Source organism: Mesorhizobium sp. BR1-1-15, assembly GCF_020165475.1.
GTDB lineage: Bacteria > Pseudomonadota > Alphaproteobacteria > Rhizobiales > Rhizobiaceae > Mesorhizobium.
In genome coordinates, this window is record NZ_JAIUIF010000003.1 from 139,281 (window position 1) to 151,096 (window position 11,816).

Annotated in this window: 11 protein-coding genes; 2 read left to right on the forward strand and 9 right to left on the reverse strand. The window is 65.0% G+C overall.

The window, feature by feature from the left end; translation table 11 throughout:
- Positions 1–96 precede the first annotated feature (96 nt).
- The gene (gene recQ, locus LB541_RS06870) at positions 97–1,938 is read right to left on the reverse strand and encodes a DNA helicase RecQ (protein WP_224618084.1); all 1,842 of its coding nucleotides are present in this window, start codon (positions 1,936–1,938) and stop codon (positions 97–99) included.
- Between the two features lie 187 nt (positions 1,939–2,125).
- Here recQ and LB541_RS06875 point away from each other — a divergent pair, with 187 nt between their 5' ends.
- Positions 2,126–3,547, forward strand: a complete 1,422-nt coding sequence (locus LB541_RS06875) for a coniferyl aldehyde dehydrogenase (RefSeq protein ID WP_140676227.1) — start codon at positions 2,126–2,128, stop codon at positions 3,545–3,547.
- A 238-nt stretch (positions 3,548–3,785) separates the two neighbouring features.
- Here LB541_RS06875 and LB541_RS06880 read toward each other — a convergent pair whose 3' ends face one another.
- The 7 genes from LB541_RS06880 to LB541_RS06910 form a co-directional block, all read right to left on the reverse strand.
- Positions 3,786–4,124: a cupin domain-containing protein gene (locus tag LB541_RS06880; RefSeq protein WP_140676224.1), complete on the reverse strand. Its 339-nt coding sequence runs from the start codon at positions 4,122–4,124 to the stop codon at positions 3,786–3,788.
- A 10-nt stretch (positions 4,125–4,134) separates the two neighbouring features.
- A complete protein-coding gene (gene kduD, locus LB541_RS06885) occupies positions 4,135–4,899 on the reverse strand; it encodes a 2-dehydro-3-deoxy-D-gluconate 5-dehydrogenase KduD (RefSeq protein WP_224618085.1) in 765 nt (254 codons plus the stop codon).
- Positions 4,896–5,747 (reverse strand): 5-dehydro-4-deoxy-D-glucuronate isomerase, encoded by an 852-nt coding sequence (gene kduI / locus LB541_RS06890; protein ID WP_140670689.1) that lies wholly within the window; start codon positions 5,745–5,747, stop codon positions 4,896–4,898. The genes kduD and kduI overlap by 4 nt, the downstream gene beginning before the upstream one ends.
- Positions 5,748–5,769: 22 nt before the next feature.
- Complete coding sequence (locus LB541_RS06895; protein WP_140670687.1) at positions 5,770–6,546, reverse strand: FadR/GntR family transcriptional regulator; 777 nt, start codon at positions 6,544–6,546, stop codon at positions 5,770–5,772.
- An 8-nt stretch (positions 6,547–6,554) separates the two neighbouring features.
- A complete protein-coding gene (locus tag LB541_RS06900; RefSeq protein ID WP_140560745.1) occupies positions 6,555–7,835 on the reverse strand; it encodes a TRAP transporter large permease in 1,281 nt (426 codons plus the stop codon).
- Positions 7,836–8,387, reverse strand: coding sequence for a TRAP transporter small permease (locus LB541_RS06905; protein WP_140550947.1), 552 nt, complete (start codon positions 8,385–8,387; stop codon positions 7,836–7,838). It lies immediately after the preceding gene.
- A gap of 79 nt (positions 8,388–8,466) precedes the next feature.
- Positions 8,467–9,444 (reverse strand): TRAP transporter substrate-binding protein, encoded by a 978-nt coding sequence (locus tag LB541_RS06910; protein ID WP_224618086.1) that lies wholly within the window; start codon positions 9,442–9,444, stop codon positions 8,467–8,469.
- Between the two features lie 364 nt (positions 9,445–9,808).
- Between LB541_RS06910 and LB541_RS06915 the strand changes: the two genes are divergently transcribed.
- Positions 9,809–11,299, forward strand: coding sequence for a mannitol dehydrogenase family protein (locus LB541_RS06915; RefSeq protein ID WP_140676221.1), 1,491 nt, complete (start codon positions 9,809–9,811; stop codon positions 11,297–11,299).
- Positions 11,300–11,352: 53 nt separating this feature from the next.
- On the opposite strand, the gene LB541_RS06920 is transcribed toward LB541_RS06915, so the two are convergent.
- Positions 11,353–11,760, reverse strand: a complete 408-nt coding sequence (locus tag LB541_RS06920; protein WP_140492977.1) for a F0F1 ATP synthase subunit epsilon — start codon at positions 11,758–11,760, stop codon at positions 11,353–11,355.
- Positions 11,761–11,816: the final 56 nt, after the last annotated feature.

Genomic DNA, 11,816 nt, shown 5'->3' on the forward strand with positions numbered 1-11,816 from the left:
AGCAGGGCGGGTTCGAATTTCTGCTTTGTAGGTCCGGAGAGATGGGTAACAGCTTCGCCCGCTGTAGCCTGGGCGTGACGCGCCAACCGGTTCAGCTCAATTCGGATGATGTCCCGCGATTGCGCCCAGAAAAATTTCCCCGAATTCCCTAAGCTTTGCCGCTCCCACGCCATTCACCTCGGCGAACGCGTCGAGGTCGCGCGGGCGGCGTTCGGCCATGTCGATCAGCGTGCGGTCGGAGAACACGACATAGGCCGGGACCTGCCGCTCCTTGGCCAGCCGCAGCCGCAGCGCCTTGAGCGCGCCCAGCAGCGATCCATCCACGCCCTCGGTGCTGGCGGCGGAGCCTTCCCCGGAACGCTTCCTGCCGCGCGCGAGAGGGTCCCGCGTCTCGACGCGATAATGGAACGCAACCTCGCCGCGCCCGAGGGCGCGGCCGCTTTCGGAAATGGCGAGGCCGCCATGGCCGTCCGGATCCGGCACAAGGAACCCGCCGGCGACCAGTTGCCGGATAAGTGACAGCCAGACCGTTTTCCTATGCGCCGCGCCGGCCCGGAAACTGGTCAGCGTTTGATGGCCTCTCGCCAGTACTTTCTCGGTCTCGTGGCCGAGCAGGATGTCAATGACATGGGCGGCGCCGAAGCGCTCGCCGGTCTGCGCGACTGCCGTCAGGATGATCCGCGCTTCCGCTCCGCCATCGGCGCGCGGCGCCTGGTCGAGGCAGTTGTCGCAATTGCCGCAGGGCGCTGCCTGTTCGCCGAAATAGCCGAGCAGGATCTGCCGGCGGCACTGTACCGCCTCGCAATAGCCGATCAACGTATCGAGCCGGCGATGCCCGCGCCTCTTGTGTTCAGGTGATGATTCTTCGTCGTCGATGAACAGGCGCCGCATGCGGATATCGCCGAGCCCGTAAAGCATATGCGCCTCGGCTGCCCGCCCGTCGCGGCCGGCGCGGCCGATCTCCTGATAGTAGGCTTCGAGGCTGCCCGGCAGGTCGGTGTGGAAGACATAGGCGACGTCGGGCTTGTCGATGCCCATGCCGAAGGCGATGGTCGCCACCATGACGACGCCGGAGAGCGTCATGAAAGCGTTTTGGTTCGCCTCACGCGCCTCCTTGCTCATCCCGGCGTGATAGGCGAGCGCGGTGACGCCGTTCTTCTCGAGGAAGGCCGCCATCTCCTCGGTCTTCTTGCGCGACAGGCAGTAGACGATGCCGCTTTTGCCTGCGTGACGCTCGACGAAGCGCAGCAACTGGCGCTTGCTGTCCTGCTTGGCCTCAAGGGCAAGCTTGATGTTCGGCCGGTCGAAACCCAGCACCACGGTTTCCGCGCGCCCGGCGAACAGACGCGCTTCGATATCGATGCGGGTAGCCTCGTCCGCCGTCGCCGTCAGCGCGATGATCGGCACTTGCGGGAAAATGGAGCGCAGCCGCGACAGATCCTCATATTCGCGCCGGAACGCCGGACCCCATTGCGAGATGCAATGCGCCTCGTCGATGGCGATCAGGCTGACGTCGAGCCTGGCCAGCGCGTCGAGCATCCGCTCCGTCATCAGCCGCTCCGGCGCGAGGTAGAGCAGGCGCGTCTGGCCGGAGGCGACACGGCGCCATGCCGCGACATTGGCCTCGCGCTCGATCGAGGAGTTGATCGTATCGGCTGCCACGCCGGCAAGGCGCAATGCTGCGACCTGATCCTGCATCAGCGCAACCAGCGGCGAGACAACGATGGCAAGGCCGCCCAGGACCAGCGCCGGAACCTGGTAGCAGAGCGATTTGCCCGCACCCGTCGGCATGACGGCCAGCACATGGCGTCCGCCCAGCAGCGCGTCCATGATTTCGGCCTGGCCGGGACGAAAATCGTCGAAGCCGAACACGTCCTTCAACACGCGTTGCTTGGGGTCTGGTGCATCCGGCGGAACGCTCGCCGTCGATATTGGCATCTCGCAATGGTCCCCGTTTGGCTGAGGCAACGTTCTTAAAGCGAAGATCGCCGGAACGCTATCCGCGGATGCGCGGGGTGGCATGTCCACCGGCCCCAATTCGTGCCTTCCCTTCCGACATCAGCACCCCTGCTGGATTCTCACGTGCTGCGATGTAAGCTTGCCCGGGACGACCAGGGAGAGAGCGATGCTGCAGACCAGACAGGATGCTCTCGGCGAACGCTTCAAGCAGCAGCGCGCCGCCTTCGAGGCGCAGCCCTTTCCGGGCCTCGATGTCCGCAAGGATCGCCTCGCCCGGCTGCTGGCGCTCACGGAGAGGCATGAGGCCGACATCTGCGCGGCAATCGACACCGACTTCGGCGGCCGCTCGGCGCATGAGACCCGCCTTGCCGAACTGTTCGTGGTGCGGGCCGGCATCCGCCACGCACTGTCCCACCTAACAGGCTGGATGCGGGAACGCCGCGTCGCCACCACCTTGCCGTTTCTGCCGGGCAGGAACCGCCTCGTCCCGCAGCCGCTCGGTGTCGTCGGCATCGTATCGCCCTGGAATTACCCTTTCCAGCTCGCCGTCGCGCCGGTCACCGCGGCGCTCGCCGCCGGCAATCGCGTGCTGGTCAAACCCTCCGAATTGACGCCCGCCTTTTCAGCGCTGCTGGCGCGCCTGGCCGCCGAGCATTTCGCGCCGGACGAACTCAGCGTCATCACCGGCGACGCTGAGGTCGGCAAGGCATTCGTGTCGATGCCTTTCGATCACCTGCTGTTCACCGGCTCGACGGCCGTCGGCCGCCAGGTCGCATTGGCCGCCGCGGCCAACCTGACCCCGGTCACGCTGGAACTCGGCGGCAAGTCGCCGGCGATCTTCGACCCCTCATGCGACCTCGATGCGGCGGCGGCCAGCGTCGCCTATGGCAAGCTCCTCAATGCCGGGCAGACCTGCATCGCGCCGGACTACCTGCTGGTGCCCAAGGGACAGTCAGGCATCGTGGCAGAGAAACTCGCGGCGGCTATGGCGAAGCTCTACCCCAGCCTGCGCGACAATCCGGACTATACCGCCATCGTCAGCGACCGGCATTATCAGCGCCTGCGGGCCATGATCGCGGAAGCCCGCGACGCCGGCGCCGATGTCACCGAAATCAACCCGGCCGGCGAGGCGTTCGGCGCCGCAGGCCGCAAATTGCCGCCGACCCTGGTCAGGAACGCCGATCCCGACCTGCGGCTGATGCGCGAGGAGATTTTCGGGCCGGTGCTGCCGATCCTCGAATATGCCGGGATCGACGACGCCATCGCCCATGTCAACCGGGCCGACCGGCCGCTGGCGCTCTACTGGTTCGGGCGAGACGGCGGCAACCGGCAACGTATCCTGCACGAGACCATCGCCGGCGGCGTCACCATCAACGATTGCATGCTGCATCTGGTGCAGGAGAACCAGCCCTTCGGCGGCGTCGGCGCCAGCGGCATGGGCGCCTATCACGGGGAATGGGGCTTTCACACCTTCAGCAAGGTGAAGCCGGTTTTCCTGCAGTCGCGCTTGAGCGCGGGGAGCCTTCTGCGTCCGCCCTACGGCAAGACCTTCGAACGGCTTTTCGGCCTGCTCAGGCACATCACTTGAACGCCGTGCGGCGCCCGCCGCCGGCGACGCGATCACATGGCGGCGCTATCACATGGCGTCCGCGCGTTAAGCCTATCTTCACCATGATTCGGCAGGCTCCATCTCCTGCGGCCACGTTTCGAGTACCGCGGCGCGCAAGCGCCCAGGCAACAGACCCGCGCCTCTCCGGAGGCGCGGGTTTTTCATTTGGAAACAGCGCGCCGAAACGAGCGTCCATCGCTCATCGCATGGCCGCCCCTCAGGCAAGGAAATCGGCCCGGTGCGGCGTAAAGCTGTCGACGAGCCGGCCCGCCTCGAGCGCCTTGACACCGTGCACCAGGCCGGACGGCACGATGAAGCTGCCGCCCGTCTCGAGGATTTCGGTCCGGCCGCCGATGGTCACTTCGAAGCGGCCCTCGGCGACGTAGCTTGCCTGTACATGCGGATGCGAATGCAGGGCGCCGACGCCGCCCTTGTCGAAGGCGAACTCGACCATCATCAGTTCATCCGTGTGCAAGAGAACGCGCCGCCTGTTGCCGTCCGGCGTCGCCGTCCAGGCGCCCGCGCCGGCCTGGGAGAAGATTTTCGTTTCGCTCATCCCAATATCCTCATCGCGCCAGCCAGCCGCCGTCCACCGGCACCACCGCGCCATGCATATAGTCCGACGCCGACGCCAGCAGGAAGGCCGCCGCATCGCCAATGTCTTCCGGCCGGCCCCAGCGGCCGGCCGGAATGCGCGCCAGGATAGAGGCGCTGCGGTCGGGATCGGCGCGCAGCGCCTGCGTATTGTTGGTTTCGATATAGCCCGGCGCGATGCCGTTGACGTTGATGCCTTTCGCTGCCCATTCGCAGGCGAGCAGCCGGGTGATGCCGAGCACGCCATGCTTCGAGGCGGTGTAGGACGCGACGCGGATGCCGCCCTGGAAGCTCAGCACCGAGGCGATGTTGACGATCTTGCCTTTGCGTCCGCCGGCAAGGACGCGCCTGGCAAAGCCTTGGCAGAGCAGAAAAGCCGTCTTCAGGTTGAGGTCGAGCACCTCGTCCCAATCGGCTTCCGAGAGATCGACGGCGTCGGCGCGCCGGATGATGCCGGCATTGTTGACCAGCCCGTCGAGCGGCCCGCTTTCGTCCCAGACGCGCTCCAGCATCGGACCTGCGGCGGATGTGTCGGCAAGGTCGGCCGCGACCGCCTCGAACCGACCGCCCGCCGCGGCGATCCTTGCGGCCGTCTCATCCATCGAGGAACGGCCGACACCGACGACCGTGCCGCCGGCGCGCGCGATCGAGACGGCAATGCCCTGGCCGATGCCGGTGTTGGCGCCGGTGACGAGGATGCGCCGGCCGGTCAGGCTGAAGGCGGAAAGATCGCTCACCGCAGGTCTTCCATCGCCACCGGATCGACATCGGTATAGTCGACATTGTCGCCGGCCATCGCCCAGATGAAGGCATAGCTGGAGGTGCCGGCGCCTGAATGGATAGACCAGCCCGGCGACAGCACGGCCTCCTCGTTGCGCATGACGATGTGTCGGGTCTCGTCCGGCTCGCCCATGAAATGGAAGACGCGCGCCGCCTCCGGCAGGTCGAAATAGAGATAGGCCTCCATGCGCCGGTCGTGCACATGGCACGGCATGGTGTTCCAGATGGAGCCCGGCGCGAGTTGCGTCATCCCGACGACGAGCTGGCAGGTCCTGGCCCCGTCGGCATGGATGAACTGGAAGATCGAGCGTTCATTGCAGGCCTCCTTGCTGCCGAGATCGAGACGCCGGGCGTCACCGATGCGGATCAGCCGGTTGGGAAAGGTTTGATGCGCCGGCGCGCTGAGCAGATAAAACTTTGCCGGCGCCGCCTTGTCGACTGAGGCGAATGACACATCCTGCGTGCCCATGCCGAGATAGAGCATGTCGCGCGCCTGCAGCTCATGGAGCTGGCCGCCGGCTTCGATCGTGCCGGCGCCGCCGATATTGACGGCGATCAACTCGCGGCGCTCGAGAAAGCCTTTCGTTCCGGTCGGCTTGATTGCCTCCAGCCGAAGCGGCGCGCCGGCCGGCATCGCGCCGCCCACGATCATGCGGTCGTAATGTGTGTAGGTCAGGCTGACGCGGTCGGGCTGGAACAGGTCTTCGATGTGGAAATTGTGGCGCAACTCGTCGGTCCCCATGGCCGCGGCGGCGGCGGGGTCGATGGCAAAACGCGATGTATAGTCGGTATGGTTCTGGCTCATTGCTGTCCTGACTTGAGATGGATCATTCGCCGCCGGCCGCCTTGACCGAGTCGGAATAATAGACCTGCCGCGCATGCAGGCGCTCGCGATAGCGCTGCTGGCTGGCCGAGAGATGCGTGCGCATCGCCTCGCGCGCGGCTTCGGCATTGCCTGATGTGATCGCGTTCAGGATCACCAGATGCTCGCGCTGCAGCCCACGCTGATAGCTGTCGGACTGCACAATCTCGGTCGACCAGGGCGAGGTCACGTCGCACGGAATGGCGCGCCGGCCGAGCACGTCGAGCATCTCGACATAGAACGGGTTGTTGGTGGCGCTGGCGATGGCGCGATGGAAGGCGAGGTCGGCCGGACCGGTCGGCTCGCTGGCGAGCAGCAGCCGTTCGAAGTCGAAGAAGGCTTCCTGGATCGCCGCCTCCTGGGCCGCGTTGCGGCGGATCGCGGCGAGCCCGGCCGATTCGATCTCGATGGCGAGCCGCACTTCGAGCACGTTGAGCGCGATCGAATCCTTGCTGCCCATATCGGCCGCGAGCGCGCCGAACATCGTCGAGATGTGCTCGGTGACGAAGACGCCGGCACCCTGCCGCGGCTCGACCAGGCCGTCGGCGGCGAGCTTGGCCAGGGCTTCGCGGATGACGGTGCGGCTGACGCCGAAGGTTTCGGTCAACTGGCCCTCGGTCGGCAGTTTGTGGCCTGGCAGGATCTCGCCGGCCTGAAGCTGCCTGCGGATTGCCGCGACGACGGTCTCCGACAGTTTGGGTTTTCTCTCGACCCTGAGGTCGGCTGCGCTATCCAATGCCATGTCGTCCTCTATTTGAACACGCTCGGCAACCAGAGCGAGATGGCCGGAATATACGTCACCAGCCCGAGAACCACGATACCGGCACCATAGAACGGCCAGATCGAGCGCATCGCTTCCCAGACGGTGATCTTGCCGACGGCGCAGGCGACGAACTGCACCGTGCCGACCGGCGGCGTGTTCAGCCCGATGCCAAGATTGAGGATGGTGATGACGCCGAAATGCACGGGATCCACGCCATAATGCGTGACCAGCGGCAGGAAAATCGGCGTGCAGATGATGATCATCGGTCCCATGTCCATGAAGGTGCCGAGCACCAGCATCAGGACATTGAGCAGCAGCAGCACGACGAGCGGATCGGTGGAGATCGCATTCATGCCGGCGATCAGCAGCACCGGCACTTTGAGATAGGCCATCAGCCAGCTGAAAGAAGCCGCCGTACCGATGATCAACAGCACCATCGAAGTGGTGCGCACGGCGCCCTTGGTGGCGTGGACGAAATCGCTCCAGCCCATCGAACGGTAAACGAGGACGGTAACAAGCAAGGCGTAGAGAATGGCGATGCACGAACTCTCCGTCGCTGTGAAGATTCCGGAGCGGACGCCGCCGAAGATGATGCCGATCAAGAGCAGTCCCGGAATAGCGATGAGCGCCAGCTGCCCGACACGCGAAAAACCGGGGAAGGCCTCGACCGGGTAGCCGCGGCTGCGGGCGACGAAATAGGCGGTGACCATCAGCGAGGCGGCGAACAAAAGGCCCGGTAGTATGCCGGCGGTGAACAGGTCGGCGATCGAAATCTTGCCGCCCCCTGCGATCGAATAGATGATCATGTTCTGCGATGGCGGCAAAAGCAGCGCGATCAGCGCCGCCATCGAGGTGACGTTGACGGCATAGTCGGCGCCGTAGCCGCGTGCCTTCATCTGCGGGATCATCAGCCCGCCGACGGCCGCGGCCTCGGCCACGGCCGAGCCGGAAATGCCGCCGAACAGCGTGCCGGCGATGATGTTGACCTGACCGAGGCCGCCCCGGACATGGCCGACCAGGGAGCCGGCAAAGGAAACGATGCGCTGCGCGATGCCGCCGCGCACCATCAGATCGCCGGCATAGATGAAGAACGGGATCGCCATCAGGGAGAACGCGCTCATGCCCGATTTCATCTGCTGGAACACGACCAGGGGCGGCAGGCCGAGATAGAGGACGGTGGCGAAGGAGGCCGCACCAAGACAGAACGCGATCGGCGTGCCGCCGAACATCAGCAGTGTGAAGACGCCGAACAGGATCCAGAGCTCCATCTAGGCCTCCTGCACCGCCGGCATCTCCGGCACGTCCTCGAGATTGATGTCCTTGTCGATATCGACGCCCGACCAGCGCAGCGCGATGCGCTCGGCCGAGAACAGGCAGATCAGCACGCCGCCGGCGACCAGCGGCAGATAGTCGAAGCCACCCGGCAGCTCGAGCGCCGGGATGATGGTGTGCCAGGTCAGGCCGACAAGCTTGCAGCCGTACCAGACCATGCCGAACCCGAAGCCGAGCACGATCAGGTCGGACAGCGTGCGCAACGCTCCCTTGCTGCCTTTCGGCAGGATATAAAGCAGCACGTCGAACCCCATATGGTAGTTCTCCCGCACGCCGACGGCGGCGCCAAGGAAGATGAACCAGTTCATCAGCATGATGGCGCTGGTTTCGGTCCAGCTCGGCGACGAATTGAGCACGAAGCGGAAGAAGACCTGATAGGCGACGAGCGCGGTCATGGCGACCAGCCCGATGCCGGCCAGATAGAGCGCTCCGTCGCAAATCCTCGAAAGCACGACGCTGAACCGCGGCGGCGCCGCGCTGCTTGTCATTATCGCCATCTGATCCTCCCGATCGCCGGCCGGTCACGAAGGCGCGGGACGGCATGCATTGCCCGCCCCGCGGCCGACTTCACTTGGTCGCCTGGATGCGGGCGGCGAGGTCCTTCAGCGCCGGCGTCGACAGGTATTTGTCGTAGACCGGCTTCATCGCGTCGATCAGCGGCTGCTTGTCGATCTCGCTGACCTTGACGCCTGCCTTTTCGACGATATCGCGGGATTTCTTCTCCTGCGCGTCCCACAGTTCGCGCATCTTGACGACGCTGTCCTTGGCCGCCTGGCGCACGATCGCCTGGTCTTCCGGCGAGAGCTTGTCCCAGCTCGCCTTCGCCATCACCAGCACCTCCGGAACGCTCTGGTGCTGGTCGAGCGTGTAGTGCTTGGCGACCTCATAGTGCTTGGCGGATTCGAAGCTCGGCCAGTTGTTTTCCGCGCCGTCGATGACGCCGGTCTCAAGTGCCGAATAGACTTCGCCATAAGCCATTGGCGTGGCGTTGGCGCCCAGTGCGTTGACCATGTCGACGAACACGTCCGACTGGATGACGCGGAATTTCATGCCCTTCAGATCGGCGATCGAGGCGATGTCCTTCTTGGTGTTGTAGAAGGAGCGCGCGCCGGAATCGTAGAAGGCCAGACCGACCAGGTCATGTGCCTCGAAAGCTTTCAGGATGTCGTCGCCGATCGGCCCGTCCATGACATGGCGCATATGTTCGACCGAGCGGAATATGTAGGGCAGCGACGGCACCGCGGTTTCCGGCACGATGCCGTTGAACGGCCCCATCGAGACACGGTTGAGGTCGATGACGCCGGTCTGGGTCTGCTCGATCGTGTCCTTCTCCTCGCCGAGCTGCGCCGAATGATAGACCTCGACCGAATAGCGGCCATCGGTGCGCTGCTTGATCAACTCGCCCATGTATTTCACCGCCTCGACCGTCGGATAGCCGTCGGGGTGCGTGTCGGCCGACCGCAGCACGGTTTGCGCGTTGGCGATGCCAATCAGCAGCGAGCCGAACGCGAATGTAGCCGCCGTCAATTTCGAAAAATGCAACATGACTTTCCTCCCTTTTTCAAAAATCAAGGCGCCGGCTCAGAGCCGGCGCATCACCAGCCCGTCATCCCTGCTCAATCTTGGCCATTTCGGTCAGCATCCGGTGCGGGCGAGCGAGCGTGGACGCGCGTCGGTGCTAAGCAGCAAATCCGCATCTGTCACTGCCACGGTGATCCTCCCCATGAGGCGTTATCGGTAGGGTCGCAAGGAAATAATGTCAACATACAAAAAATTGATTGTTGTATGATGACTTTGACCCGGGAACCGGCCATTGTGCCGGACGGCAGTGGATGTTACGCCGCTGCCGTTTTCCTTCGCCGACCCTACGGGGCGGCTCCCAAAGGCCAATCGGGGACTTCGCACAGCAATGAACAGGCGTCTTTCGAAGGATACGATCGCGACGTTGCCGGCCAGGATCGCCGTGCCGCGTTTTGATCGCGCATCGGTCACGCAAGGCATCGTGCATCTGGGGGTCGGCGCCTTTCATCGCGCCCACCAGGCAGCCTATGTCGACGATTGCCTGGCTGCCGGAGAGACGGATTGGGGCATCGTCGGCGTGTCGCTGCGCAGTGCCGACACGCGCGATGCGCTTGCGCCGCAGGACGGGCTCTACACGCTGGCGATCCGCAGCGGGGGCGAGGAAAGTCTTCATGTCATCGGCTCCATCGGCGCGATGCTGGTGGCGCCGGAAGATCCCGCCGCCGTGCTGGCCGCGCTGACCGATCCGCGCACCCGCATCGTGACGCTGACCATCACCGAGAAAGCCTATCTGCGGGCCGCCGGCGGCGGGCTCGACGCAGCCCACCCTGACATCGCCCACGATCTGGCGAACCCGCATCTGCCGAAGACCGCGCACGGTTTTCTGGCCGAGGCGCTTGCACGCCGTGGCGCGGCCGGCTTGCAGCCCTTCACCGTGCTCTGCTGCGACAACCTGCCTGCCAACGGGGCGACCTTACACAGGCTGCTGGTGGAATTCGCCGCGCTGCGCGATGCCAGCCTCGGTGAGAAGGGCGCTACCAGGCTTGCCGGCCATATCGCCGACGAGGTCGCGTTTCCCTCGAGCATGGTCGATCGCATCGTGCCGGCCACGACCGATGCCGACCGGGCGCGGATCGCTCTCGAGCTCGGCGTCGACGACGCCTGGCCGGTCATGACCGAGCCGTTCCGCCAGTGGGTGGTCGAGGACAATTTTCCGGCAGGCCGCCCGGCCTGGGAAAAGTTCGGCGTCACCATGGTCGGGGATGTCAGGCCCTTCGAGGACATGAAGCTGAGACTGCTCAACGGTGCGCATTCGGCCATTGCCTATCTCGGCCTGCTCAGCGGACACGCCACCGTCGACCGCGCCTTCGCCGATCCGGCGATCAGGCGCTTTGTCGATGCGCTGTGGGCCGAGGCAATCCCGACGCTGCCCACCGATGCCGGGCTGGACACCGCGAGCTATACGGCAGAGCTTGCCCAGCGTTTCTCCAACACAGCACTTGCCCACCGCACCGCGCAGATCGCCAATGACGGCAGCCAGAAACTGCCGCAGCGCATCATGGCCTCCGCGATCGAGCGCCTCCATTCAGGCGCCGCGCCCGGACATCTCATGCTGGCGGTTGCCGCCTGGATCGCCGCCTGCGAAGCGCGCGGCAAATCCCTGCCCGACGGCCATTTTACCGACCCGCTCGACATGCCGATGACGGCGATCATTGACCGGAATCTGCCCGCTGCCGAAACCGTCGCGGCAGTGTTCGATCTCGCCGGCTTCGCGACCGGGGCGCCTGAACGGCCAGGATTGATGGACCTTGCGGCCGTCCATCTCGAGCAGTTGCGCCGTGGCGGACCGGCTCAGGCCTTCGCGGCATTGGGCATTTAAAAACAAAAAAGCGAGGCAAGGCCCCGCTTTTCAGTCGACTACTGGTGCCAGCCTCAAGCCGGCAGGATGGCGCCTTCCAGCGTGGTGAGCTGGCTGAGGAATTGTTCGGCCTTCGTGCGCGACCGATCGTCCTTGGCGTCGGCGGCGTCTTCCCTGGCTTCCTGGATGCGGCGCGCGAGATCGGCGCGGTCGACATCCTTCACCGCGACAGCCGATTCCGCCAGCAGCGTGCAGCCGGCCGGAACGATGTCGGCGAAACCGCCGAAGACGACGTAACGCTCTTCACCGCCCGATGCGGCCTTCACCGTGACGACGCCCGGCTTGATCGTGGTCATGACCGGTGCGTGATGCGCCATGACAGTCATCTCGCCTTCCGCACCCGGAATGACGACTGCCTCGACCTCTGCGGAAACCAGCAGGCGCTCCGGCGAGACCAGTTCGAACTTGAAAGCTTCTGCCATGTCGATTTAGCGAGTAGGGAATAGTGAGTAGGGAAGTAGGGGAAAGGGCAATTGCG